Raw genomic sequence first — 24,880 nt, 5'->3', positions numbered from 1 at the left:
CCACCGTAAGCTATTGTCCTAATGCCTTGTGTCTATAAAGGCGCCCATTGAGACTCGGTTATGTTTGGCCGAATGCTTGTGTCATGATGATCCGACCGCAGGTTAGTCGTCCTCTTCCTATATGAATAGATCTTCCGCGTTGCTCCTTGCTTTTGTCTTCCTCAGCGGCTGCCAGGCCATGGCACCCGTGTCGCCGGACGGTACGCCGCCGGTGGAAGACAGCACCCCCGCCCCTGAAAAGCCCAAGGTTTATTCCTCGTTCACTGAAGAAACGGTGTACAGCCTGCTGACCGCGGAACTCGCCGGCCAGCGCAATCGTTTCGACATTGCCCTGGATAACTACGTGACCCAGGCCATCAACACCCAGGATCCGGGAATTTCCGAGCGCGCGTTCCGCATCGCCGAGTACCTGGGTGCCGACCAGGCCGCGCTGGACTCCTCGCTGATCTGGGCCAAAAACGCACCGGACGATCTGGAAGCACAACGCGCGGCGGCCGTTCAACTGGCACGCGCCGGGCGTTATGACGACTCCATGGTCTATATGGAGAAGGTCCTGCAGGGCAAGGGCGACACGCATTTCGACTTTCTCGCGCTGTCGGCGGCCGACACTGACCAGGACACGCGCAACGGTTTGATGAAGAGCTTCGACCGCCTACTGCAAAAACACCCGAAGAACAGCCAGCTGATTTTCGGCAAGGCCTTGCTGCTGCAACAGGATGACGAAGCCGACGCCGCGCTGAAGCTGCTGGAGCAGAATCCGCCGGAAGAAGGCGAAATCGCGCCGATCCTGCTGCGTGCGCGCCTGCTACAGAACCTCAATCGCGGCAAGGAAGCGATTCCACTGCTGGAAAAAAGCATCAAGAAGTATCCGGAAGACAAGCGCCTGCGCCTGACCTACGCGCGCATGCTGGTGGAGCAGGACCGCATGGAGGACGCCAAAGTGCAGTTCGCCAGCCTGGTCCAGCAATACCCGGACGATGACGAATTGCGCTATTCCCTGGCACTGGTGTGCCTGGAAGCCAAGGCCTGGGACGAGGCCAAGGGTTACCTGGAAGAGCTGATCCAGCGCGAAAGCCATGTGGATTCGGCGCACTTGAACCTTGGTCGTATCGCGGAAGAGCGCAACGACCCACAGGCCGCCCTGCTCGAATACGCCCAGGTTGGCCCCGGCAATGACTACCTGCCGGCCCAATTACGCCAGGCCGATATCCTGATGAGCAACGGTCGCACCGACGAGGCGGAAAAACGCCTGGCTGCGGCCCGCGATGCCGAGCCGGACTATGCGATCCAGCTGTACCTGATCCAGGCCGAGACCTTGTCGGCCAACAATCAGGGCGAGCGCGCCTGGAAACTGCTGCAACAAGCCTTGTTGCAATTCCCCGACGATTTGAACCTGCTGTATACCCGCGCCATGCAGGCGGAAAAACGCAATGACCTGGCGCAAATGGAAAAAGACCTGCGCCTGATCATCAAGCGCGACCCGGACAACGCCATGGCCCTCAACGCCTTGGGTTACACGCTGTCCGACCGCACCACGCGTTACGCCGAAGCCAAGGTGTTGATCGAACAAGCCCACAAGCTCAACCCGGAAGACCCGGCCGTACTCGACAGCCTGGGCTGGGTGAATTACCGCCTGGGCAACCTCGACGAAGCGGAACGCTTGCTGCGCCAGGCGCTGGAGCGCTTCCCCGACCAGGAAGTCGCTGCTCACCTGGGCGAAGTGCTGTGGGCCAATGGCAAACAGCGCGAAGCACGCCAGATCTGGGAAAAATTCCTCAAGGAACAACCCGAAAGCCCCATCCTGCGCGGCACCATCAAGCGCCTGACCGGATCCGAGACCCTTTAAGCTTATGTTCTTGCGCCACGTTGTTATTTTCAGCCTCATCGCCCTGCTCGCCGGTTGCGCGGGTTTCGGCGCCCGCGAATCCGTTGAAGGCCAGGGCAACCCGGCGCAATGGAAGCAGCATAAAGACCAGCTCAGCAGCATCGACGGCTGGCAGATCGAAGGCAAAGTCGGGGTTCGCGCGCCAAAGGATTCCGGCAGCGGCACCTTGTTCTGGCTGCAACGCCAGGACTACTACGATATCCGCCTGTCGGGCCCACTAGGCCGTGGCGCGGCACGCCTGACCGGTCGACCGGGGCAAGTCAGCCTCGAAGTGGCCAATCAGGGGCGCTATGAAGCGACCTCGCCGGAAGCGCTGCTGGAAGAACAGATTGGCTGGAAGCTGCCAGTGTCTCATCTGGTCTGGTGGGTACGCGGCCTTCCCGCACCCGACAGCAAGAGCCGCCTGAGCCTCAATGGTGACAGCCGCCTGGCCACGCTGGAACAGGATGGCTGGCAGGTCGAGTATTTGAGTTACGTAGAGCAAAGCGGTTATTCGCTACCAGAACGCATCAAGCTGCACGGCCCCGACCTTGACGTCACGCTGGTGATCAAGGACTGGCAACCGCGCAAGCTGGGGCAATAACGTGACTGTAGAACGCCTGACCCTGCCCTCCCCCGCGAAACTCAATTTGATGCTGCATATTCTCGGTCGCCGTGAAGACGGTTATCACGAGTTGCAGACGCTGTTTCAATTTCTCGACTACGGCGATGAACTGACCTTCGCCGTGCGCGACGATGGCGTGATCAAGCTGCATACCGAATTCGAAGGCGTGCCTCACGACAGCAACCTGATCGTGAAGGCGGCGAAAAAACTTCAGGAACAATCCGGATGCGGGCTAGGTATCGATATCTGGATCGATAAAATCTTGCCCATGGGCGGTGGAATCGGCGGCGGCAGCTCGAATGCCGCCACCACATTGCTGGGCCTGAATCACTTGTGGCAACTGGGTTGGGACGATGATCGCCTGGCCGCGCTGGGCCTGACACTGGGCGCCGACGTCCCGGTTTTCGTACGTGGGCACGCGGCTTTCGCCGAGGGCGTGGGGGAGAAACTCAGCCCGGAATACCCCGAAGAGCCTTGGTATGTCGTGCTTGTGCCGCAAGTATCTGTAAGTACAGCAGAAATTTTTTCAGATCCGTTGTTGACACGTAACTCTTCTCCCATTAAAGTGCGCCCCGTTCCCAAGGGAAACAGTCGAAATGACTGCTTACCGGTTGTAGCAAGGCGTTATCCAGAGGTACGTAACGCTTTGAATTTGTTAGGTAAATTTACCGAAGCAAAATTAACCGGAACTGGAAGTTGTGTGTTTGGGGGCTTCCCAAGCAAAGCTGAAGCTGATAAAGTCTCGGCCCTTCTTACAGAGACCCTTACAGGGTTTGTAGCAAAGGGAAGCAACGTTTCGATGTTGCATCGCAAGCTGCAAAGTCTGCTCTAAAGGAACCGAGTGTTAGGCACTCGTTGCAACAGATACAGGGGCGTCGCCAAGCGGTAAGGCAGCAGGTTTTGATCCTGCCATGCGTTGGTTCGAATCCAGCCGCCCCTGCCATTTTCTATACTCATCCAGGTTACCCTCAGCCTCTAGGTACTGCGCGTGTCCAAGATGATGGTCTTTACGGGGAATGCTAACCCCGATCTGGCTCGGCGTGTCGTACGTCAGCTGCATATCCCTCTCGGTGACATCTCTGTCGGTAAGTTTTCCGACGGCGAAATTACAGCCGAGATCAATGAAAACGTTCGCGGTAAAGACGTCTTCATTATTCAGCCGACTTGCGCTCCGACCAACGATAACCTGATGGAACTCGTCGTGATGGCTGATGCCTTCCGCCGCTCCTCAGCGACTCGAATCACAGCTGTAATCCCTTACTTTGGTTATGCCCGTCAGGATCGCCGTCCGCGTTCCGCACGTGTGGCTATCAGCGCGAAAGTCGTCGCTGACATGCTGACCGTGGTAGGTATCGACCGTGTTCTCACGGTTGACCTGCACGCTGACCAAATCCAGGGGTTCTTCGATATTCCGGTAGATAACATCTACGGCTCCCCCGTATTGGTGGATGACATCGAAGACCAGCGCTTTGAAAACCTGATGATCGTGTCCCCGGACATTGGTGGCGTCGTGCGTGCACGGGCTGTTGCCAAATCCCTGGGCGTGGACCTCGGGATCATCGACAAACGCCGTGAGAAAGCCAATCACTCTGAAGTGATGCATATCATCGGTGATGTCGAAGGGCGTACCTGTATTCTGGTTGATGACATGGTCGACACCGCCGGCACCCTGTGCCACGCGGCGAAAGCCTTGAAAGAGCACGGTGCGGCTAAAGTCTTCGCCTACTGCACACACCCTGTGCTGTCGGGCCGAGCGATCGAGAACATCGAGAACTCCGTGCTGGACGAACTGGTGGTGACTAACACCATCCCGTTGTCCGCCGCTGCTCAAGCCTGTGCGCGTATCCGTCAACTGGATATCGCACCGGTCGTTGCCGAGGCGGTCCGCCGCATCAGCAATGAAGAATCGATCAGCGCGATGTTCCGCTAAGGGTCACACCTTCGGCACATCCCACTGACGAAAAGCGCCCCGCCCCGACATTCTGTTGGGGCGGGGCTTTTTTGCCCATGTCGAGTACGGCGCTGGTCGCAAACGCCCCTCGATGATGGCTATTTTGGAGATACAAAATGACTGACTTTACTCTGAACGCTCAAGCGCGTACTGACCTGGGGAAAGGTGCGAGCCGCCGCCTGCGTCACGCCGCCAACATCCCAGCCGTTGTATACGGTGGTGACAAAGCTGCTGAATCCGTGACCATCCTGGCCAAGGAAATCGCCAAGCTGTTCGAAAACGAAGCTGCCTACAGCCACGTTATCGAACTGAACGTTGACGGCAAAAAGCAAAACGTCATCGTTAAAGCGATGCAGCGTCACCCGTCCAAGCAGTTCATCATGCACGCTGACTTCGTTCGCGTTGTAGCTGGCCAGAAACTGACCGCCATCGTGCCTGTGCACTTTGTTGGTGAAGACGCTCCGGTCAAGAAAGGCGGCGAGATCTCGCATGTCCTGAACGAAATCGAAGTGACCTGCCTGCCGAAAGACCTGCCTGAGTTCATCGAAGTCGACCTGTCGGCTCTGGAAATCGGCGCTATCGTTCACCTGTCCGACCTCAAAGCCCCTAAAGGCGTTGAGTTCGTTGCACTGGCTCACAACGATGACAAAGCTGTTGCCAACGTTCACGCTCCACGCGTTGCTCCAGAAGCTGAAGAAGGCGCTGCAGAGTAATTCACTCTGTATTGCCGGAGCTTGAGGAAACATCGCGGACCGGAACGTAGCGAGAAAGCGGGCGATAACGCGGCGTTTACTCTTGAGTAAATAGCTTCTGTCGTCCACTTTCGCCGCACACTTGGTTGCGGCGATGTTATCCACAACTCCAAAGGAAGGGCCCCTGTCGTGACTGCCATTAAACTGATCGTTGGCCTGGGAAATCCAGGCGCCGAATACGAACAGACCCGGCATAACGCGGGGGCCCTTTTTGTTGAGCGCATCGCCCACGCGCAAGGTGTGAACCTTGTGGCCGATCGCAAGTATTTTGGCCTGACCGGGCGCTTTTCGCACCAGGGTCAGGATGTTCGTCTGCTGATTCCCACCACCTACATGAACCGCAGCGGCCAGGCTGTCGCGGCGCTTGCGGGCTTCTTCCGGATCAAACCCGAAGAGATCCTGGTGGCCCATGACGAACTGGACCTGCCACCCGGTGTTGCCAAGCTCAAGCTGGGCGGCGGGCATGGCGGGCACAATGGCCTGCGCGACATCATCGCGCAGCTGGGCAATCAGAATAATTTCTACCGTCTGCGGCTCGGCATTGGCCACCCAGGCGTTGCCAGTATGGTTTCAAATTTCGTCCTGGGTCGTGCGCCACGCGCCGAACAGGAAAAACTCGATGCCAGCATCGACTTTGCCCTCGGCGTGCTGCCGGATATCTTCGCCGGTGAATGGAACCGCGCGATGAAAAACCTGCACAGCCAGAAGGCCTGACTCTTACCGAGGGGAAACACCATGGGATTCAATTGCGGCATCGTCGGCCTGCCCAACGTCGGCAAATCCACCCTGTTCAATGCTCTGACCAAGTCCGGTATTGCAGCGGAGAATTTCCCCTTCTGCACCATCGAGCCCAACAGCGGTATCGTGGCCATGCCAGACCCGCGCCTGGCGGCATTGGCGGCCATCGTCAATCCGAAGCGCATCTTGCCGACCACCATGGAATTCGTCGACATCGCTGGCCTAGTCGCCGGCGCTTCGAAAGGTGAAGGCCTAGGCAACAAGTTCCTGGCCAACATCCGTGAAACCGATGCCATCGCCCACGTGGTCCGCTGCTTTGAAGACGAGAACGTGATTCACGTCTCCAACAGCGTCGACCCGAAACGCGACATAGAGATCATCGACCTGGAACTGATCTTCGCCGACCTCGACAGCTGCGAGAAGCAACTGCAGAAAGTCGCACGCAACGCCAAGGGTGGTGACAAGGACGCCGTCGTCCAGAAAGGCCTGCTGGAGCAGTTGATCGCTCACTTCACCGAAGGCAAGCCTGCGCGCAGCTTGATGAAGAACATGAGCACCGACGAAAAAGCGGTGATCAAGGGCTTCCACCTGCTGACCACCAAGCCAGTGATGTACATCGCCAACGTCGCTGAAGACGGTTTTGAGAACAACCCGCTGCTGGACGTGGTCAAGGCCATCGCCGACGAAGAAGGCGCGATCGTGGTACCGGTGTGCAACAAGATCGAAGCAGAAATTGCCGAGCTGGATGACGGCGAAGAAAAAGACATGTTCCTCGAGGCCCTGGGCCTGGAAGAGCCTGGCCTGAACCGTGTGATCCGCGCTGGCTATGAAATGCTGCACCTGCAGACCTACTTTACCGCCGGTGTCGAAGAAGTCCGCGCCTGGACCGTCAAGGTCGGTGCTACCGCACCACAGGCCGCTGGCGTGATCCACACCGACTTCGAAAAAGGCTTTATCCGCGCCGAAGTGATCGCCTACAACGACTTCATCCAGTTCAAGGGTGAAGCCGGTGCCAAGGAAGCGGGCAAGTGGCGTTTGGAAGGTAAGGAATACATTGTTAAAGATGGCGATGTGATGCACTTCCGTTTTAACGTCTAACCGATAACGAAACACATTAAAGCCGATGCCCAGCATCGGCTTTTTTTATGGGCTATTATTTTTATACGCGTACCTCACTAAAATTTAAGTTTTATCCTACACACAAAAGCAACTTAGCCAAACCCTCGCGCCGCGAGCACTTAACACCTATCAAAACCAACTTTTCCCACAGCATACCGCCCTGTTTTTCGCTGCGCATACAATGACAGATTCGAAAAATTGCGTTCTACTGCATAGCACTTGATGCAGTTCCATGAGACGAAACTGGGTATCAGCAACTATGTCGGACTCCTTTCATCAGGAACATGAAGCAGATATACCGTTCATTGAAGAACCTGATATTGAAGCCACACTCAATGCTACAGCTACGAGAAATATTGATGTCCTGCTACTCGGGGAAACCGGAACGGGTAAAGACACTTTGGCCCTTCGGATTCATCATTTATCCGGACGACGTGGAAACTTTGTCGCCGTGAACTGTGCGGCCATTCCTGAAAGCCTTGCCGAAAGCCAGCTATTCGGCGTCAATATGGGGGCCTACACCGGGGCAGCGCAGTCACGGGCTGGGTTTATCGAATCCGCTCATCTAGGCACGCTCTATCTGGATGAAATTGACAGCATGCCACTCTCGTTACAAGCCAAGCTGCTACGCGTGCTGGAGTGCAGGGGTGTTGAACGCTTAGGATCTACACGTTTCATCCCTGTGGATATGCGCGTCATCGCTTCCGCTCAGCAATCACTGAATGAGATGGTCGAGCACGGTGCATTCAGGCGAGATTTGTATTTTCGCCTCAACGTTGTTCACATCAATATCCCTCCCCTACGTCATCGACGCGAACGCATCGTCCCCTTGTTCCTGAACATGATTCGGCAAGAGGCTGAGAGCTTCGACTGCCCTGCTCCATGTCCATCCGGCGAGCTAATCCAGCAACTGCTATGCCACTCTTGGCAGGGCAACGTGCGCGAACTACGATCTACCGCTAAGCGTTTTGTGTTGGGCCTAACTCCTCTACCCGCGGCCGTAGAGGATTTTCCGTACACCCAGTCCAACCTTAAGGAGCGCATGCAACAAATTGAAAAAGTCATGATCGAGGAATCTCTACGTCGCAACGCTCATAGTGTTGATAGTGTTGCAACGGAACTAGGTGTTGCCAAACGCACACTGTACTACCGGATGAAGTATCTGGATATTTTACTGAGATAAATCCATGAGCAAATGCACCATGCCTCGCCATGAGTGACATCCTACAAAAACACGTCCGCACTAGAGCAATACAATCCCTTACCGCCCCCGCAAAGTCGAAGAAAAGGGGTGGCTGGCTCCAAAAATAGATAGGTAGCGTCATATCTCGAAATATTTAACTATAAATATCTGGAACCAATCAATTTGGTAACACCACCTAATTAACGACCAGACAAGAAAGTAGCCTGGTGCATAAGGCACTTGAATGCTGGCCAGAATATTTGAAACAAATACATTTTAAATTGGAGATAAGCCCATGATCCCAGGTTCAGGTAGCTCGCCATACAGTGGATATAACGCCTACCAAGGCGCGTCCGGTAGTATGGAAGGAGAGAAGCAGCGTGCAGAAATGGATCAGCTCAAAGCTGCAAAAGATATGAATGACGCTAAGAAAGACACGTACGACAAAGCTACCATCCAAGCTCGAAACTAAAAAGCTATCTCCCCGGCTTATCAGTCGGGGAGATAACAACAAACACAATACCAAATATCTGTTCCTGCCCATCTTTTCGTCGTTTGGGCCCTTAACCCTCATACGTTAGGTTCTATATGATAACTACAGAAGCTCTTCGAGCTAAGCGTAATGATATCACCGCCAACGAATTAAGTTCCCGGTCTCTGGGCTCACATTCGGATGTATTTTTTTTCAGATCGGAGCTTTTGAACTCTCCCCTATCACCCCACATACCCATCCTAACCCCAAATTTACTAGTAGCCGCATCCTCAGAACTGACCGTTGCAACGGATAAACTCAAAAGAACGTTAAGGGCAATCAGCAAAAAAGGAAGCGATGAACAGCTCGGAAAGTTTCCAAATCAGCTGTCCAACGCATTATTTCAATCACAAATTCTGGTGAAGAGCCTTGGCAAAACAACCCAGTGTATCGACAAGATTTGTAATTTGCAGTAGACCAACATGACTCGTTCTTTGCCTATTGTGCTACTCGCACTCCTGACGATTATTTTAAGCGGTTGCGGCGATCGCGTAGAACTTCATAGTAAGCTGACCGAACAGGAGGCAAACGAGGTTATTGCAGAACTTGCGGACAAAAATATTCGAGCCCAAAAAGTCGTCGCTAAGGATGGTGTCGTGGTTGCCGTCAGCGAGCACGACATGGGACGTGCTGTACGTACGCTCGAAGCGGCGGGCTTACCCAGGTTAACGAGAACCACACTAGGTGATACGTTCCGCAAAGAGGGTGTCATTTCAACGCCTCTTGAAGAACGTGCTCGTTATATCTATGCCCTGTCACAAGAACTTGAGTCTACCTTGTCTAACGTTGACGGGGTCATAGTCGCACGCGTGCATGTGGTGCTACCCGAACGCATTGCTCCAGGAGAACCGGTTCAGCCCGCATCGGCGTCAGTATTTATAAAACATGACGCGCGCCTTGATCCGGATAACATTCGTGCTCGTATTCGAAGACTGGTCGCAAGCAGCCTCCCAGGCATGACTTCAGCCGTGGACAACCCGCAAAAACTCACTGTGATATTTGTACCCGCGACAGCTTATCAGGAACACCAACGCATGGCATATTTCGGCCCGTTTCTGGTTCCCGAAAATGACATAGGGTTCTGGCGGGCCGGTGTAACAGTTTCGCTAGTTTGCTTGGTGCTGACGGCGATTGGCTTTCTTTTCTTGCGCCATCGGCGGCAAGCCTCTTCAACGATACACTCTCTTGTGCAATCCGGCTCATGATGGCCGACGACGATCTATCAATAAAAGAGAAGTTATCTTGGGCAATATGGTGGGCATCCCCGTGGAAATCCGCCCATGAAGACTGGAAATCCGTGGATAAATACGCGGCTCTCGATTCACTCTACCGTAATGGAGTAAGGTTGAACATCAACACTGCGGACATTGCTCCCTGCTTACCGCTTGCACCTACCCCCACCTTAATTCGACTGGCTCTTGCGCCGCACCAACAACTCGATCTAGCACTCTCGCTGATTCACGGTACCTTCAACCCAGCGCAAGGCACTTCATTGAACGAAGATCACCGACTTTGGTGCATGCGCCTTTCCAGGGCAATTCCCACGGACATGCTGGTAACCAGCCACGACCCGTTGCATATGCTACGTAACTGGGTTGATTCCGCCATATGGCATCGCCTGCGATTACGCTTCCCCTATGAGCGCGTGGTTGAGGCAGAAAAAAAGATCTTACTTGAAAAAAGATGCAGCCGATTTGACACACTCTGGCAGGCGTTCATTTGGCGCGCTACGAGCCTAGAGAACGACACCACGGATTATGACTCGAACGTCCAGGGAGGCTACTGATGATCTGTCGGCGAAAAATTGAAGTGTGCAAGGATAATCCCGGACCACCACAAACACTTGTCTCGCGACATACGCTCACAGACTACTTTCAAGTTAACCAATTGCTAGATCGCGCGAGGGCTCAAGCCGACAACTTGTTGGCCAACGCCAATGAAGAACGCAACGCAATGTTGGAGAGGGAGGCGTTCAAAATATGGCAACGCGTTGAAGCCCAGTTCAAGCGCTGGGAGAGTGACCGCCAGAAAATGTGCGATAACCTAGAGCAGTACGCCACCTCGGTCGTCAACCAAGCCATTCACAAGCTGCTGGACGACACGATAGAACCGAAGCGTCTCGCCGCACTAGTTAAGCATCTTGTGGCGTTTCAGGTTCCAGAGGTCAATGCTGTACTGCACTGCCACCCACATGAAATAGAGACAGTGAGACGGTATCTGAATCAACAAGCCCCCTCACCATGGAAACTTCAGCCTGACGACACGGTAGCGTATCAAATGCTTGTGCTCAAAACGGACGAGGGGGACCTCCGTATCAGTTGGAGTTCAATGCTCGACTCTCTTGTACCCCCTTGAAAGGTGCAAGCGCAAACGCGGCCTCATGTCAGATTTATCGCAAACACATTAAAAATAGGAACGAATTATCTAAAAAGCGCCACAACCAACAGCAGAAAAACACAGCAGGTAACCTTATGGACTTTTTTAAGCTGGCCCCTCAACTCTCAAACAACCGAAGCGTTATCAGAAAACAATTCGAACGCGCCATGGATGAAGCAGCCGAAAACCCTGAAGATTTGCAAGAGCTTTCAACGCTATTTGGAAAGTTATCGCGAGATACTTTTTACACTCAGCTCGCACAGCATGAACATGGGCGTGCTACCCACATGATGTATAAAACGACGTTTGATAGTTTTCAGTAAATTGAAGAAATTCCTTATTGACTGGTTAAACACCCGCGCAGAACAGATTAGGCTGCTCGAAAGCGAATACGAAATAATCGGGCAACGTTTCCCTGGCTTTCTGCAATTGAGCGTCCAACTGACACAGTTCCCTCCTGATAAATCACAACTGCAAGCATGGATGCAGTTGGGAGGCGCGAGCCTAAATCACTTCCGAGGTGCACTCGCTCAGGCCCCATCCAGTGGCGAGCTCTGGCTGATCCAATGCCTGCATGCAGATCAAGACGAAGATACCTTGCTCGATGCTCTTGAAGCCCTGCTCAACCAACGCGACTCATGGCGGGCCTTATACGTACGCCTCTCCCGCCCCCGCGGGAGAGTCACACCTACATCGCTACGACCAATGACGCACTAACCAGAGAACTCTAAATGCATACGCCCCCTCTCAAGCAGAAGTACTTGCAAAAATATTTTCCTGGTAACGCGTCAAAACGAGCCCGCTGGATTTGTTTAATTGCAATACCTTTGTTGCTGAGTCCTTTCGAGAGTGCGCTGGCCGCCATCCCCGCCGAGTGGAAAAACACCGCCTACGCCTACGAGGCCGAGCACAAACCGCTACGGGACGTACTCGACGATTTTGCCCAAACCTTTGGCACACAACTGCAAATCGAAGGCCTGCTGGAGGGGGACGTCAACGGCAAGATCCGCGCGAATACCCCACAGTCCATGCTGGATAGACTCGGGGTTGAACACCGTTTTCAGTGGTATCTCTACAACAACACCCTATTCATCAGCACGCTGGACCAGCAGGAATCCGCGCGCCTGGAAGTCTCCTCGGAAACTATTTCCGACCTCAAGCAAGCGCTGACCGATATCGGCCTGCTTGATAGCCGTTTCGGCTGGGGCGAATTGCCCGAAGACGGTGTCGTATTGGTTTCCGGCCCCAAAACCTACATCGAACAGATCAAGCAGTTCAGCAGCAAACGCCGCTCGGCGGACGAAAAGCAGAGCGTGCTCAGCTACCCGCTTAAATTTGCCAACGCGGCAGACCGCACCGTGGATTACCGAGGTGAAAAACTCGTCGTTCCCGGCGTCGCGAGCATTTTGCGGGGACTCTTGGAACCCCGTTCGGCCTCAACGCTTTCGGGGATGAGCCAACCCGCCTCATCCCAGCCATCCCCTCTAACCCCCAACGTGCCTCGGCTGGGCAACCCGTTGCTGGGCCAAATGCTCGGTGCAAATGGCAACACAGGGCAGTTGAACGCCGGACCCACAATGACCACGCGGGCACCGACATCCAACAGCCGCATCCGCGTCGAAGCCGACGTGCGCAATAACGCCGTGCTGATCTATGACCTGCCGGAACGCCAGGCCATGTACCGCGAGTTGATCACCCAACTTGACGTCGCCCGCAAACTGATCGAAATCGATGCGATCATTCTTGATATCGAACGTACGCAATTGCGTGAATTCGGCGTGAACTGGGGTTTCCAGAACAGCCGCTTCCGCGGCGGCGTCAACATGGCGCCTGGCACCTCGTCGCAGGTATCGATTGAAAACCGTGATCGTTTCTACGCCGATATCCGCGCGCTGGAGGCCAAGGGGCTGGCAACCATGGTCTCCAACCCTTCGGTGCTCACCCTGGAAAACCAACCGGCGGTGATCGACTTCAACCGCACCCAATACATCACCCCCGGTAGAGATTACGCAACCGTTTTACCCGTCACGGTGGGCACCAGCCTCCAAGTGGTTCCCCGGGTAACGACGGGCCGAGGGGTTCACCAGATCCATTTGGCCATCGATATCGAAGACGGTAATTTCGACGAAACCAATCCCGAGCGAGACCCCAATCACCCCGATGTTCGACGGGGCAAGGTCAGCACGCAGGCTGTGATGCAGGAGAAGCGTTCGCTGGTAGTGGGTGGCTTCCATGTCACCGACAGTTCCGACCAGCAAAAGAAGATCCCGTTGCTGGGGGATATTCCATTGCTGGGCAAGGCGCTGTTTTCCTCGACAGAACGCCACAACAATCGACGTGAACGCTTGTTTATCCTTACCCCCCGCGTCATCGGGGACCAGGACGACCCATCGCGCTACTTGCCACAAGACGACCAGGCCGAGTTGCAAGCGGCCCTCACACCGCTGGCCAGGCGTTATTCACCGCATCAGCCGGTGATCAAACGCAGTGACATCATCACCACGCTGGCGCGCTTGGTCAGCGGGGAAGTCCCCAAGGCTTTCAGTGCGGCACCAATGCCTCTGGCGCTGAACACCTTGTGCAGCACCCGTGATTTGCTGGCGCTCAATACCGAACGCAGCCAGTGGTATGCCGGCCCGGAATACAACGTGGCGGTTGTGGTGTTGCGCAACCAGTTCAAACGTAATGTGCGTATCGATGAAAAGGAATGCAGCAACTCGCAGACCCTGGCGGTCACCGTGTGGCCGCGTGCCTGGCTCAAGCCCGGTGAAGAAGCCGAGGTTTTTATCGCCATGCGCCCGGTGGTGAAGGATGAACACCTCAGTGTGCCCCGCCCCTCCATGATCACTCCTGCTCAGAAGGCCACACCATGATGAACCGACTGTTGTGCGTCACCTTGATGGGCGCGGCGATGCTCTTCACCGGCTGTACGCCGACGTGCAAAGGTGATTCATGCTCACGCCCGCAATCGAGCAAAGACAAAATGGTGATCTGGTGGCCGCCGCAGATGCGCGTCGAGCCCGCCCCCTCCGGTGAGCGGGCAGATTACCAAACGGTATCACTGGAACGATGAGCCCCCCGAAAATGCCCGACGACCCACGGCAGGTATTTTTCGACAACCTGGTGAGTGGCGCAGCCGCTCACCTGCCCCTGGCGCCCGGTATCAAGGTCTGCGCACAGCGCGCCGGCCAGCGACCAGGGTTGGCCTTGTGCATCGCGCGTGAGGCTTTGCAGGCCGGGCAATTGCAACGGGTGCTGGAGCGACGCTTTGAGCAGGCGGTGGCGTTCGATGGCTGCTTTATCTACCTCGACCCTCAGCATGCCCTGGTGATCTGGCATGCACTGCCGGCAAGCACCAGCACGCTCGACAGGATCCTCAGCCGGATGCTGTCGCTGGCCACCCTGCAAGCCTTGGACACGTGATCAGCGTCGCTCAAGCTCGGGAAGTTCCAGGGTTTCGCGCTTGGCCTCATCATCGAGCTCACGCAGGGTTCGGTAAATCAGCGCCACGGCCTGCAAGGTTTCGCGAGGGATACCAGCGCCCAGTTTTTTTGTGTAGAGCGTGCGCGCCAGCCAGACACACTGGATCACCGGCACGTCGGCCGCCTTGGCGCGGCGAATCAATGTGCGGGCTTCATCATCCGTCCCTTTGCTTACCAACATCGGCAGTGGTGTCTTACCCGGACGGTAATACAGCGCGACGGCAAAGTGCGTCGGGTTGACCACCAGCATGTCGGACTCCTCCAGCTTGGGCAGCTTGACCTTCGGTTCTTCCTGAGCCAACTGGTACGCCAACGAACGGCGTTGCCCTTTCACATGGGGGTCGCCCTCCATGTCCTTGTACTCTTTGACGACCTCCACTTGGGTCATGCGCATGCGCTTGGCAAAAAAGTGCTTGGACAGGATCATGTCGACAAGCGCCAGCACCAGCAGCATGCCCAGGCACACGTGCAGCAGATGACGGAACAGTGCGATCAACGCCACGATGTAGCTTTGCAGGTCACTGGTGGCCAGGTTGATCAGCGTGCCCACTGCGGGCCAGATCACCACATACAGAATCAAACTGATAAGGAAGGCTTTCGCCACGCTCATCAGCAGGTTCATCAACTGCTGGGCAGAGAACATCTGCTTGACCTGACTGACGGGGTTGAGGCGATTGAAATCCATCTTCAGGGCCTCCGGCGCGAACAGCAGTCCGAACTGCATCCAACTGCTGATCAGCTTTGTGGCAATCGCAACGCCGGCCATCAACAGGGCGAAGGAGAAGAACACCCCCAGCCCGTCGAACAACACCTCTTCCAGCGCACGCGCGAAGGGCTGGTTCAGCCGTGACATCGGCAACAGCATCAATTGCTGGAAGCGTTGCAGGCTGGTCTCAGCGGTGGCCAAGGCAATTTCACTGATCGCCGTCAGCGCCAGCAGTTTTGCGACATCCTGGCTCTGGGCGACCTGGCCTTTCTTGCGTTGGTCACGCAGTTTCTTGGCGGACGCCGGGTGCTTTTTTTCGCCTGAGTCACTCATGGCACTGCGACCTTGAGCAAAACGCCCAATGAATGTTTAAGGTCGCCCAGCAGGCTTATACGCCCGACGATCAGATCCTGCAGCAACGCAAAGTACAACAACAGGATGCCAATGCCCGCCAGGCTCTTGACCGGTGGCGCCAGGGTACTCACCTGTAACTGCTGGCTGTAGACCCCCAACAGTGCGATGCCGAACTCCAGCAACAGCAACACCGCAATAAAGGGGGCGGCATAGAGCATCATGTGGCTGAACGTATCCCCCAGCAGGCCGATAAACACATCAAAGCCATTCACCGCAGGCAGCGGAAACCATAGGGTGGGCGGCCAGATCAGGTAACTGTCCCAGATCACCTGGGTCAGCGTGCCCAAGCCGAGACTGGTCATCAGCAGGAAAATCGCCAGTTGCTTGAACATATGTCCGATCGGCGTTGCATCCGGCCCCAGCGAAGGGTTGAGTTGCCCACCCGCCAAGGCACCCCGCTGGTTATCCAGCAGCGCCCCCACTGACTCGAACATCCAGAACGGCATCGCCAGAAGCACCCCCAGTAAAACCCCCAGGGCCACCTCCTTGAGTACCAACGCAGCCAGCATGATTGCGGAGTAATCCTGGCCGGCCAATGCAGCATGAATACCCGGTGCGGGCATCAACGCCATGACCATCACCAGGGTGTGCCGCGGCATGCCTCGGATGTGTTGAAAACAGAACGCCGCCACCAGGATGCCGCACGGATAGATACGCGCCATGCCGATCACCAGGCTGGGCAGGTATTCGAGATAGAGCAGCATGGGCTGGGCCTCAGTTCAGGGCCGAACGGCCGATCATTTCGAACGTCAGGTTGATCAACTGGATCAACTCCACGCCAATCCAGCGGCCAGTCATGATCAGCGTGATCCCCACGGCCACCAACTTGATACCGAAGGGCAATGTCTGGTCCTGTACCTGCATCAATGCCTGCACGAGAGACGTCAACACCCCCACCACCACCGCCACGATCAACGGCGGCGCCGACAGCACCACCACCAGCAACATGCCCTGCTTGAACAGCACGATAGGTTCCATACGGCACTCAGAGGTAGGAGAGGAACAGACTGTCGAGCAACCGGGACCAGCCGGACACCATCACGAACAACAGCAATTTCAGCGGCAGGGAAATAGTCATCGGCGAGACCATTTGCATGCCCAGCGACAGGAGCAGGTTGGAGACAATCAGGTCGATCACGATGAAGGGGATATAGATCAGAAAGCCGATCTCGAACCCCGCCTGCAGCTGCGACAATACGAAGGCCGGGATCACCAGGATCAAGTCTTCGCGCTGCACCTGCTCGGCCATCTGCGCAGGCCACAAGCGCTTGGAATTCTCCAACAGGTGCGTCAGCACATCCGGGTCGATGTTGCGCAGCATGAAGGCACGTAGCGGTTTGATCGCCTCACTGCCTGTCTGCAGAAGCATTTGCACGTTGCTCAAGTCCACAGGCGAGGCTTTGACGTGCTCGGCGATTTCATACCCCACCGGGGCCATGATGAATAGCGTGGCCGCCAGTGCGATGCCATTGATGGCCATGCTGGGCGGCACCTGCTGCACACCGATGGCGTTGCGGGTGATCATCAGCACAATCACAATTTTCAGGAACGCGGTGCAGACGATCAACAGCATGGGCATCAATGAAAATGCCGCCAGGAAGACCGCGAGAACTAAGGGATCCAGCCCTTGAAGGATCATCCGCCGAACATCACGCGGGACAACTGCAGGCCAAGGCGCCCGTCGATTTCCACCAACTGCCCCAAGCCGATCGGCCGGTCGCCGTAATAGAGACCCGCCATGCCGGGCGCATAACCGGCGACACCCAGTACGGCACCAGGGGCGAGGCTGCGCAACTCGCCCAAGGTGAGGTTCAGTGTTCCGCAGCGTATGTTCAACGCCATGCTCAACTCGTCGAAGGGCTCATGGCCGAATACGTCCACAACGGGTTCATCTTCGTCATACCCCGAGTAGTGGGGAGCGATAAATTCTTCATCCATGGAGGTGCCCTCAATCGAAGTCAGTGTCAGACACAACGCGCCTGCGTCATCGTCAATACGCCCATGCAGTCGCTGCTTGCCAACCTGTACGTGGCCAGCGCCCTGGGCCTAGAAGAAATTCTGTTCCGGTATCAGCACATCCCCAGCCCGCAGGCCACGTACCTGTGCAATCGGTAATTGCAGGCGTCCAAGCGTCACGGCAATTGCCAGTTGAAACGATGCGGGCAACGGCGCGGCATTGCTGCGCCACGCCCCGGCATCACACAACGCGAGGAAGGTCTCGGCCGTCAGCCACAGGTAGCCCAATGCACGGGAGGCCCCCAGCGTCACGCTGAGTCGACAACCAAACCCCTTTGGGCGCTCGACCTCCAGCAGTCGCACATGGCCCAGCAGTGCTTGCACCTGCGGGCTCAGATGATGCTGGAACAACGCCCAGAACCAGGAATCCGGATCGTTGCCCGTCTTGGCCAAGGTCACCGGGCATTCGCCCAGCAGACTGAGCAAGGGGCCAGCCTCGGCCAGCGCCAGCACCCCGCGTGCCGTTTCGAAGCACAATGACTGGCCCGCAGTGGGCGCACGACCCGGTTCGAGCCATAACTCACCACGCTGCCCCGCGACGTCGAAGGGCAAGCGCAAGCCGCGCCCGAGACGACGGCGTGCGGCAACCACGTCACCACTGACCCGAGGCAGCGGCACTGCCGGAATCATCATGCAGCCCCGACAGAGGGAAGCGACAGGCTGACCGTTTGCCCCAACGATTGTGTAAAGCGGTCCTCAACCTGTTGTCGCACGCCGTTCAGCCAGCGCGCCGTCGCATCATCTTGTGCATCCAGGTCGATACTCCAGGCGCTCTGTTCACGGCGCACACTGGCGTTGATTCGCCCCAGACGGGGCAAGTACAACACCGCCTGCAGCGGCCACTGCGACGCGGCCTGCAGGCGAGGTACCAGTTGCTCGGCCAGCGCCTCGATCATGGCCGCAGCGCCCGACGTCTTGATTCCCGACAGCTGAGTCCCGGCACCAGAACCGTCCCCCTCACCCGCCCACAACCGGGAAAACAATCGTGTCAGCTCCGCAGGCAGGACGCCCGCTATAGCGGGCTCTCGTTCTTCTCGCGTTTCACGTGGGCGTGGACGCTCAGAGGGTTTATCTGAAACCTGGGTCATGTCGGCTCCTGCGCCAGTAAAAGAGATAACTCCTGAAGTTTTTCCACCTGCCGCAGGCAGGCGGTGACCTGCTTTTGGGCTCTGCCGACGCAGGTCTGTCGTTCTTCCTGCTGGCCCTGCAAGGCTTCCAATTGCCCCATGCCCCGACGGGTATTGGCCGATAAGGAACGTTCCTGCGCGCCCCAGGACTTCAGCGCCTGCAGGTTCAATACCTGACCCTGGTGCTCACTGAGCAACTGGGCGCTTCGTTCAGCCTCATCACGCCGGATCTGCTCAAGTGCATCCTCGGCCTGGCGGATATTGGCAAGCAGGGCCTGCTGGGCCCGCTTCGCCTCACGCAAGGCACGCTCAGCCCGGTCTGCCCGGTGCCGGCGCAGACGGCGCAGCGTCTCGACTTCGCCGAGCAGCCCATCAGAATGGGACATAGGCCGTCAGCTCCTTGAGTTGCTCAAGCGTCGTTGCCATCGGCGCAGGCTCGCGCAAGTCCTGACGCAGGAAATTGTCCACCGCCTGGCGACTGTCCACCGCCAGGTCGGTCAAGGCATCGCTGCCGGGCTGGTATTCCCCCAGCTTGAGCATCAGTTCGATCTGCTGATAGGCCGACAACAAGCGTCGCAACGCCGTGCCCGCCTGGATATCCACAGGCTCGGCGACGTTGCTCAGGATCCGCGAGAGGCTCGCCAGCACATCCACGGCGGGATAGTGCCCACGTTCCGCCAACTTGCGAGACAACACGATGTGGCCGTCGAGCAACGAGCGCACTTCATCGGCCACCGGATCGTTCATGGAGTCCTGCTCGATCAACACGGTGTAGATCGCCGTGATCACCCCCTCACGGGTCAACCCGGCGCGCTCTACAAGGCGCGGCAGCAGGCTGTACACAGAAGGAGGCAGGCCGCCGCGCCCGAGGGGTTCGCCGGCAGCCAGGCCGATCTCGCGTTGGGCCCTGGCGAATCGGGTGAGGGAGTCGATCAGCAGCAGCACTCGCTTGCCCTCACGCCGAAAACCTTCAGCCAATGCCGTAGCCGTAAAGGCTGCACGCGCTCGCTCCATGCTGGAACGGTCGGACGTGGCGCAAACCAGTACGGCCTTGGAACGCAGTTGCTCATCGAGTTCATGATCGAGGAATTCACGCAGTTCCCGACCCCGCTCGCCGATCAGGCCGAACACAATGACGTCGCACTCCACGTTACGAGCGATCTCGGCCAACAGGGTGGTCTTGCCGCAACCGGCCCCGGCGAACAGGCCCACGCGCTGGCCTTCGCCTAGCGTCAACAAGCCATCGATCGAACGCACGCCGGTGGCCAAGGCGCGGTTGATACGCGGTCGATCAGTCGGCAACGGCGCCTCACACAACACGGCGCTGGAGTCCGGCGAGTCAGCCTCGACAAACGCACTCGGGCCTTCTCCCGTAATCGGTCGCCCGAAGCCGTCCAGCACCTGGCCCAGCAAAGCCTCGCTGACCTGCACGCGATGCGAGACCCCAAGACGCTCCACGCCGGCGCCCACCTGCACGCCTTCCAGATTACCCAGGGCGCTGAGCACCGCGTCCTGCTGATCGAAACCGATGATCTCGGCCAGCATGTAGTCACCCTGCTTTTTCTCGACCCGACACAGATCACCGATACGCGCTTGAGGCAGCCGACACTGCAACAACATGCCATTGACGCGCTGGATGCGCCCCCGCATGGTCACCGGTGCGAAGGTGGCCAGCGATTGGATCTGGCGTTGCTGCCAGGCTTCCAGGCGTGCTTGCAGTTGCGCACTCACCAGCGCACCTCGTAGCGCTGTACGCCGTCGAACACCACCTTGCTGTTGTCGATCAGCACCAGGCGCAGGCCGTCGACCTCATCCCCGACAAACAGGCGGCTACCCTCCTCCAGAACCACGTGACCATTGGGCCCGCCCACGATCTGCACAATCTTGAACGGCAACGTCCCATCGCGTGCGCGCACACGGCTGATCACCGGCACGGCGCTGTCGAACTGCTCGCCAAAACGGCTGAGCATGCGCGCCACCAGATCCACGTCGTCCTGTGAAACATCCCCACTGAGCGCAACCTGCCCATTGATCACTTGCAAGCTGACTCGCTGGTTTAGTTCACGCTCGCTGAGCATCTTCAACAACTGCTGGCGTACCTCAAACGGTGATGCCAGCTCGTGTTTTCGCTCCACAGGCGGCATCAGGGAGGCCTGGGCCTCAGGTTTCCCGGTGGACGCCATGCCGACCACGATGAAGATCACCGTCACCACCAGCACCAGCGTAATCAGACGCTTCTGCTGAGCGTGCGAAATGGCCGATAACTTAAGCACCGGCACCGGCTCACTGACCCGTGGCGACACCTCCGGTGCAGAGGCTGCAGCCTGGGGCCAGGGCTCATCGGCCAACGTGACGCACAACCGTACGTTGCCCACTAGAAACGTGGCGTTCAGCGCCAGATGCGCAATCTGCGCCAGCACCTGACCCTCTGCATCCTGCAACAACCCGGCCTCAGCCTGCACCGACCAGTTCGAGTCGATGAGTCGCAGCCGGGCATGCTGCTCGGCGATGCCTGGATCGCTCAGCACCAGGTCAGCATCGGCGTGGGCACCGATGCTCCACTGCTCTCCGAACAAGGGCAGCGCAGCCCCCTGATGCCGCCCATCAAGCACTCGCAATTCGAACATCAGCGAGCCCCCCAGGCCTGACATAGCCAAGTCTTCATGCCACCGCACCGCGCATCAACTCGTCCTGGCCCAGGTCGAAACGCCCCAGCACCTTGACCTTGGAGGCGTTGCCCAGCTCAGCGAAAGACAGCACCGGCACGTGGTTGAACTCCTCCAGCAACAACGTACGCAGCGGGCTGCGCAAGTCCTGAGCAACCAGCATCACACTCCTGAGTTTGGGACGAACGGGAAAGGCTTGATTGAGCAGGCTGACCAACGTCGCGCTGTGTTCGTCATCGAGGGCGAAGAACACCCCGGTCTGGGTCTGGCGCAGCGCCTCACGCAGGATGTTTTCAGTGTGCGGCGACAGCAACCAGGCATGCAGGCCGTCGGCTTCGCTGTACTGGTGGTAGATCTGTGCCTTGAGCGCAATACGCGCGTAGTCGGCCAGCGCGTCCGGCTCGCGTTCATGCTGGCCGTACTCGATCAGCGACTCGACGATCAGCCGTACGGCGCGCAACGGCAAACCCTCGCTGGCCAGGCGTTGCAGTACTGCCGAAAACCGCGACAGCGGCATGATCCGCTGCAGTTCCTGGACCAGTTCGGGTTGGTTGTGCTCCAGCCAACTGAGGATCGACTTGCTCTCCTGGATCCCCAGGAACTGCGGCCCGCTGAGCATCATCGCCTGCTTCATGCGCTCAACGATCAGGCTCGCCGAGGTGAAGCGCTCCAACTGCGGGTCATCGAGCAGCGGATCATCCGGCGCCAACCAGAGCCAATCCTGTTCATCGCGCTCCACCAACCCTGGAATGGCATGTGCCGGCTCAACCGTCAGCGCTTTGCGCTCCACCGCCACATGGCTGACCACCGATGCCTTGACCATGGGCACTTCGTGGACACAGAAGCGCATTTCGTCGTCGTCCAGTGAGTCGTCGAGTTCCACCTCGAACGGTGGCAGCGTCAAGCCGATATTGGCGACCAGCGCATTTCGGGCCTGGCGGATCGAGTGAACAAGATCCGTCACCTCAGGCGTCCCGCGTAGCACCGGGGAGAATTGCAGCAGGTAGGGCCGCGACGGATCAAACCCACGTAAGTCCTCTCGGCCGTTCTCTTCAGGACGCACCGTTTCGGCGGCTTCAGTAGCAGGTTGCTCCTGCCGTTGACGCTGGCGCATCAGGTAGTACCCCAGGCTGCCGGTGACCAGCGCGATCAGGATAAACACTCCAGTGGGCATGCCGGGTACCGCGGCAAAAGCGAGCATTCCCACCGAGGCGATCATCCAGCTCTTGGGTTCGCTGGTCATTTGCCGGGCAATTTCGGCGCCCATGTTGCTGGCGCCCTTGCGTCCGTCCGGCGCCACACGGGTGATGATCATGCCGGCGGTGAGGGAGATCAGCAGCGCCGGGATCTGTGCGATCAGGCCGTCGCCGATGGTCAATACCGAGTACAGCGTAATGGACTCGGAAGCGCTCAAGCCGTGCTGAAACATGCCGGTGGAAAAACCACCCAGCAAGTTCACCACAACGATGATCAGGCCCGCGATGGCGTCGCCTTTGACGAATTTCATGGCCCCGTCCATGGCCCCGAACAGTTGGCTCTCACGGGACAACTGCTCCCGTTTGTCCCGCGCTTGCATGCCGTCAATCAAGCCGGCCCGCAAGTCGCTGTCGATGGACATCTGCTTGCCGGGCATCGCGTCCAGGCTGAAACGCGCCGCCACTTCGGCCACCCGTTCCGAGCCCTTGGTGATCACCAGGAAGTTGACCAGGGTCAGGATCAGGAAGATCACCATCCCCACGGCGAGGTTGCCGCCCACTACAAAGTTGCCGAAGGCCTCGACGATGTCTCCGGCGTCCTGCTCCAGCAGGATCAGGCGTGTCGTGGCAATCGACAGAGACAGGCGAAACATGGTGGTCAACAGCAGGATCGACGGGAACGAAGAGAACGCCAGGGGGCCTGGCAGGTACAACGCCAACACGATCAACAGGCATGAGATGCAGATGTTGAGCGCGATCAGGATGTCCACCAGCCAGGTCGGCAGCGGCACGATAAAGATGAACACGATGGCCATCACCACCACGGCGCCCAGCACTTCTGCGCGTTGCGCGACCTTGAGCAGAAAACCGTTGATGGCCGAAAGCGCTCTCACGCCATGACTCCCAGCTCACCCGGAAAACGCGCGGGGCCACGCGTCACCCGGTCCAGCTCACCGATCACCGCCAGAAAGCCACGCAAGGTTTCTTCGCGTACCCGCCCGTCGAGCCATATCGCCAAAGGCAATTGCTGGACCACGGGATAAAGCGCATTGAGGGCCAGCAATTGCTGGGCATTCGAACTGCCTGACAGGTCGCGTCCAAGCCGCAGGATTTCGGCAGCCGCGATACCCGCGCCCGCGTAACCCAGCAGACGTTGCAGCAGGCTCACAGCATCATGATCGATACCCAGCCGTTGCATCAGGGCATTGCAACCGGCCAACACGCCGCTCAACTGTCCACAACTTTGCAGCCCCAGTAACAGGGTACGCAACAGCGGCGTTGGCAGTGACGACACCTTGGCCGCGATGTCGTCCGCCAAAGCCTTGCGCATCATCTTGAGCCCGTCGGCAAGCCGTTCTTCGCCATAAACCCCCAGCAACGCCTGCATCATCGTCGCCAACGATTGACGCGCGACCACACTGGCGTAGTAGAGCGTACGCAGCGCCTGGCGTTCCTGTGGATCGGTACTCGCCGCTTGCAGCGCCACGGCAATGTTCAGGCCAGCCTGGATCTCCCCTTTGAAGCGGACCTCCAGCTTGGCAATTGCATCACGCGCCAACGCTGCTTCCGACGGGCGCACTTCAACGTCGGCCTGGGTTGCCACATATTTGAGTACCACGAACGCACGTGCGGGGTCTCCACCCGCCAGTTCCAGCAATTTGTCGACATGGGGATGCTGCAGCAACTGCCAGCGGATGCGGCGCGAAAGGCTCGCGAGGGTCGCCTGGGCAGGGTGACCCAACTGATCATAAATTTGCGCGAGCTGCTCGGCCGGCGGCACGCGCACGCTCATCTTGCGCTGGCTCAACGGTTGAGTGTTGTTTTGCACTTCCAGGCTGAACAGGTGGGCGAGCTCATCCATGCCAGAAGCCGGCGCCGGTGTGGAGGTCGGGCTGACGGCAGGTTGATCCAGCGGCTGGACCTTTTGCACATCCGGGGAGGATTCGACTTTCATGGACAGACCTGAACAGGAAGAGTGTTTCCCTGTGTGGCAAGGCCAGCGCAAATGGTTCCAAAAAGTCAGATCACACGAAAAGTTTGAAAAGACTTGCACAGACCTTCAAGGCTCTATGCAAAAGGCTGCACAAAAAAACACTTTATAAAAAAATTTATCGATGTAAATCAGCATGTTAT

25 protein-coding genes, 1 tRNA gene and 1 pseudogene are annotated in these 24,880 nt (G+C 57.6%); 16 read left to right on the top strand and 11 right to left on the bottom strand.

Annotated features, from left to right (window positions below; all coding sequences use genetic code 11):
* Positions 1-121: 121 nt before the first annotated feature.
* The 16 genes from HX823_RS08880 to HX823_RS08805 all read left to right on the top strand — a co-directional run bounded on the left by HX823_RS08880 (position 122) and on the right by HX823_RS08805 (position 14,563).
* Positions 122-1,846 carry a tetratricopeptide repeat protein gene (locus tag HX823_RS08880; protein WP_177074680.1) on the top strand — a complete coding sequence of 575 codons (1,725 nt, stop codon included), beginning with the start codon at positions 122-124 and terminating at the stop codon, positions 1,844-1,846.
* 4 nt (positions 1,847-1,850) lie between these two features.
* Entirely contained in the window at positions 1,851-2,468 is a 618-nt protein-coding gene (lolB, locus tag HX823_RS08875; RefSeq protein ID WP_177074679.1) for a lipoprotein insertase outer membrane protein LolB, read from the top strand.
* 49 nt (positions 2,469-2,517) lie between these two features.
* Entirely contained in the window at positions 2,518-3,321 is an 804-nt protein-coding gene (gene ispE / locus HX823_RS08870; protein ID WP_218169695.1) for a 4-(cytidine 5'-diphospho)-2-C-methyl-D-erythritol kinase, read from the top strand.
* 36 nt (positions 3,322-3,357) lie between these two features.
* A tRNA-Gln gene (locus HX823_RS08865) sits at positions 3,358-3,432 on the top strand.
* Between the two features lie 45 nt (positions 3,433-3,477).
* Positions 3,478-4,419: a ribose-phosphate pyrophosphokinase gene (locus HX823_RS08860; RefSeq protein WP_003171603.1), complete on the top strand. Its 942-nt coding sequence runs from the start codon at positions 3,478-3,480 to the stop codon at positions 4,417-4,419.
* Between the two features lie 137 nt (positions 4,420-4,556).
* Positions 4,557-5,153 (top strand): 50S ribosomal protein L25/general stress protein Ctc, encoded by a 597-nt coding sequence (locus HX823_RS08855; protein ID WP_038842836.1) that lies wholly within the window; start codon positions 4,557-4,559, stop codon positions 5,151-5,153.
* 168 nt (positions 5,154-5,321) lie between these two features.
* Positions 5,322-5,906 (top strand): aminoacyl-tRNA hydrolase, encoded by a 585-nt coding sequence (gene pth / locus HX823_RS08850; RefSeq protein WP_010213318.1) that lies wholly within the window; start codon positions 5,322-5,324, stop codon positions 5,904-5,906.
* A gap of 21 nt (positions 5,907-5,927) precedes the next feature.
* Entirely contained in the window at positions 5,928-7,028 is a 1,101-nt protein-coding gene (gene ychF / locus HX823_RS08845) for a redox-regulated ATPase YchF (protein WP_033896952.1), read from the top strand.
* Between the two features lie 280 nt (positions 7,029-7,308).
* Positions 7,309-8,232, top strand: coding sequence for a sigma 54-interacting transcriptional regulator (locus tag HX823_RS08840; protein ID WP_177074677.1), 924 nt, complete (start codon positions 7,309-7,311; stop codon positions 8,230-8,232).
* Between the two features lie 954 nt (positions 8,233-9,186).
* Complete coding sequence (gene sctJ / locus HX823_RS08835) at positions 9,187-9,969, top strand: type III secretion system inner membrane ring lipoprotein SctJ (protein WP_177074676.1); 783 nt, start codon at positions 9,187-9,189, stop codon at positions 9,967-9,969.
* 140 nt (positions 9,970-10,109) lie between these two features.
* Positions 10,110-10,550, top strand: coding sequence for a type III secretion protein (locus HX823_RS08830; RefSeq protein ID WP_256350056.1), 441 nt, complete (start codon positions 10,110-10,112; stop codon positions 10,548-10,550).
* On the top strand, positions 10,550-11,119 hold the full coding sequence (gene sctL / locus HX823_RS08825) for a type III secretion system stator protein SctL (protein ID WP_177074674.1): 570 nt from the start codon (positions 10,550-10,552) through the stop codon (positions 11,117-11,119). Before HX823_RS08830 ends, sctL begins: the two co-directional genes overlap by 1 nt.
* A complete protein-coding gene (locus HX823_RS08820; RefSeq protein WP_177074673.1) occupies positions 11,116-11,463 on the top strand; it encodes a hypothetical protein in 348 nt (115 codons plus the stop codon). Before sctL ends, HX823_RS08820 begins: the two co-directional genes overlap by 4 nt.
* A gap of 408 nt (positions 11,464-11,871) precedes the next feature.
* Positions 11,872-14,013 carry a type III secretion system outer membrane ring subunit SctC gene (gene sctC / locus HX823_RS08815; protein WP_177074672.1) on the top strand — a complete coding sequence of 714 codons (2,142 nt, stop codon included), beginning with the start codon at positions 11,872-11,874 and terminating at the stop codon, positions 14,011-14,013.
* Entirely contained in the window at positions 14,010-14,213 is a 204-nt protein-coding gene (hrpT, locus tag HX823_RS08810; RefSeq protein WP_177074671.1) for an HrpT family type III secretion system protein, read from the top strand. Before sctC ends, hrpT begins: the two co-directional genes overlap by 4 nt.
* Positions 14,210-14,563 (top strand): transcriptional regulator, encoded by a 354-nt coding sequence (locus HX823_RS08805; protein WP_256350055.1) that lies wholly within the window; start codon positions 14,210-14,212, stop codon positions 14,561-14,563. The genes hrpT and HX823_RS08805 overlap by 4 nt, the downstream gene beginning before the upstream one ends.
* On the opposite strand, the gene sctU is transcribed toward HX823_RS08805, so the two are convergent.
* From sctU to sctW, 11 genes and pseudogenes are all read right to left on the bottom strand, one after another.
* Entirely contained in the window at positions 14,564-15,661 is a 1,098-nt protein-coding gene (sctU, locus tag HX823_RS08800) for a type III secretion system export apparatus subunit SctU (RefSeq protein WP_177074670.1), read from the bottom strand.
* Positions 15,658-16,446 (bottom strand): type III secretion system export apparatus subunit SctT, encoded by a 789-nt coding sequence (sctT, locus tag HX823_RS08795; RefSeq protein ID WP_177074669.1) that lies wholly within the window; start codon positions 16,444-16,446, stop codon positions 15,658-15,660. The genes sctU and sctT overlap by 4 nt, the downstream gene beginning before the upstream one ends.
* Before the next feature lie 10 nt (positions 16,447-16,456).
* Positions 16,457-16,720: a type III secretion system export apparatus subunit SctS gene (gene sctS, locus HX823_RS08790; protein WP_033896937.1), complete on the bottom strand. Its 264-nt coding sequence runs from the start codon at positions 16,718-16,720 to the stop codon at positions 16,457-16,459.
* 7 nt (positions 16,721-16,727) lie between these two features.
* Positions 16,728-17,381, bottom strand: coding sequence for a type III secretion system export apparatus subunit SctR (sctR, locus tag HX823_RS08785; RefSeq protein WP_038842806.1), 654 nt, complete (start codon positions 17,379-17,381; stop codon positions 16,728-16,730).
* Positions 17,378-18,391, bottom strand: a pseudogene (locus tag HX823_RS08780) (FliM/FliN family flagellar motor switch protein). Before HX823_RS08780 ends, sctR begins: the two are co-directional and overlap by 4 nt.
* Positions 18,388-18,846: a type III secretion system HrpP C-terminal domain-containing protein gene (locus tag HX823_RS08775; RefSeq protein WP_177074668.1), complete on the bottom strand. Its 459-nt coding sequence runs from the start codon at positions 18,844-18,846 to the stop codon at positions 18,388-18,390. Before HX823_RS08775 ends, HX823_RS08780 begins: the two are co-directional and overlap by 4 nt.
* Positions 18,843-19,271 carry a YscO family type III secretion system apparatus protein gene (locus tag HX823_RS08770; RefSeq protein WP_038842797.1) on the bottom strand — a complete coding sequence of 143 codons (429 nt, stop codon included), beginning with the start codon at positions 19,269-19,271 and terminating at the stop codon, positions 18,843-18,845. Before HX823_RS08770 ends, HX823_RS08775 begins: the two co-directional genes overlap by 4 nt.
* The gene (locus tag HX823_RS08765; protein WP_038842794.1) at positions 19,258-20,616 is read right to left on the bottom strand and encodes a FliI/YscN family ATPase; all 1,359 of its coding nucleotides are present in this window, start codon (positions 20,614-20,616) and stop codon (positions 19,258-19,260) included. The genes HX823_RS08770 and HX823_RS08765 overlap by 14 nt, the downstream gene beginning before the upstream one ends.
* On the bottom strand, positions 20,613-21,512 hold the full coding sequence (locus HX823_RS08760) for an FHA domain-containing protein (protein ID WP_177074667.1): 900 nt from the start codon (positions 21,510-21,512) through the stop codon (positions 20,613-20,615). Before HX823_RS08760 ends, HX823_RS08765 begins: the two co-directional genes overlap by 4 nt.
* A gap of 34 nt (positions 21,513-21,546) precedes the next feature.
* Positions 21,547-23,640 (bottom strand): type III secretion system export apparatus subunit SctV, encoded by a 2,094-nt coding sequence (gene sctV, locus HX823_RS08755; RefSeq protein WP_177074666.1) that lies wholly within the window; start codon positions 23,638-23,640, stop codon positions 21,547-21,549.
* Entirely contained in the window at positions 23,637-24,701 is a 1,065-nt protein-coding gene (gene sctW, locus HX823_RS08750; protein ID WP_177074665.1) for a type III secretion system gatekeeper subunit SctW, read from the bottom strand. Before sctW ends, sctV begins: the two co-directional genes overlap by 4 nt.
* Between the last annotated feature and the right edge of the window lie 179 nt (positions 24,702-24,880).

The organism is Pseudomonas sp. P7759 (assembly GCF_013386445.1).
Lineage (GTDB): Bacteria > Pseudomonadota > Gammaproteobacteria > Pseudomonadales > Pseudomonadaceae > Aquipseudomonas > Aquipseudomonas azotoformans_A.
Note: the sequence above shows the minus strand (reverse complement) of the source record. Positions and strands in the feature narration are given on the sequence as shown.

Excerpts from the sequence above, each read along its gene's own strand:
- HX823_RS08880 (WP_177074680.1), top strand. The coding sequence starts at position 122 with ATGAATAGATCTTCCGCGTTGCTCCTTGCTTTTGTCTTCCTCAGCGGC.
- lolB (WP_177074679.1), top strand. The coding sequence starts at position 1,851 with ATGTTCTTGCGCCACGTTGTTATTTTCAGCCTCATCGCCCTGCTCGCC.
- ispE (WP_218169695.1), top strand. The coding sequence starts at position 2,518 with ATGCTGCATATTCTCGGTCGCCGTGAAGACGGTTATCACGAGTTGCAG.
- HX823_RS08855 (WP_038842836.1), top strand. The coding sequence starts at position 4,557 with ATGACTGACTTTACTCTGAACGCTCAAGCGCGTACTGACCTGGGGAAA.
- ychF (WP_033896952.1), top strand. The coding sequence starts at position 5,928 with ATGGGATTCAATTGCGGCATCGTCGGCCTGCCCAACGTCGGCAAATCC.
- HX823_RS08840 (WP_177074677.1), top strand. The coding sequence starts at position 7,309 with ATGTCGGACTCCTTTCATCAGGAACATGAAGCAGATATACCGTTCATT.
- sctJ (WP_177074676.1), top strand. The coding sequence starts at position 9,187 with ATGACTCGTTCTTTGCCTATTGTGCTACTCGCACTCCTGACGATTATT.
- sctL (WP_177074674.1), top strand. The coding sequence starts at position 10,550 with ATGATCTGTCGGCGAAAAATTGAAGTGTGCAAGGATAATCCCGGACCA.
- sctC (WP_177074672.1), top strand. The coding sequence starts at position 11,872 with ATGCATACGCCCCCTCTCAAGCAGAAGTACTTGCAAAAATATTTTCCT.
- hrpT (WP_177074671.1), top strand. The coding sequence starts at position 14,010 with ATGATGAACCGACTGTTGTGCGTCACCTTGATGGGCGCGGCGATGCTC.
- HX823_RS08805 (WP_256350055.1), top strand. The coding sequence starts at position 14,210 with ATGAGCCCCCCGAAAATGCCCGACGACCCACGGCAGGTATTTTTCGAC.
- sctU (WP_177074670.1), bottom strand. The coding sequence starts at position 15,661 with ATGAGTGACTCAGGCGAAAAAAAGCACCCGGCGTCCGCCAAGAAACTG.
- sctT (WP_177074669.1), bottom strand. The coding sequence starts at position 16,446 with ATGCTGCTCTATCTCGAATACCTGCCCAGCCTGGTGATCGGCATGGCG.
- sctS (WP_033896937.1), bottom strand. The coding sequence starts at position 16,720 with ATGGAACCTATCGTGCTGTTCAAGCAGGGCATGTTGCTGGTGGTGGTG.
- sctR (WP_038842806.1), bottom strand. The coding sequence starts at position 17,381 with ATGATCCTTCAAGGGCTGGATCCCTTAGTTCTCGCGGTCTTCCTGGCG.
- HX823_RS08775 (WP_177074668.1), bottom strand. The coding sequence starts at position 18,846 with ATGACCCAGGTTTCAGATAAACCCTCTGAGCGTCCACGCCCACGTGAA.
- HX823_RS08770 (WP_038842797.1), bottom strand. The coding sequence starts at position 19,271 with ATGTCCCATTCTGATGGGCTGCTCGGCGAAGTCGAGACGCTGCGCCGT.
- HX823_RS08760 (WP_177074667.1), bottom strand. The coding sequence starts at position 21,512 with ATGTTCGAATTGCGAGTGCTTGATGGGCGGCATCAGGGGGCTGCGCTG.
- sctW (WP_177074665.1), bottom strand. The coding sequence starts at position 24,701 with ATGAAAGTCGAATCCTCCCCGGATGTGCAAAAGGTCCAGCCGCTGGAT.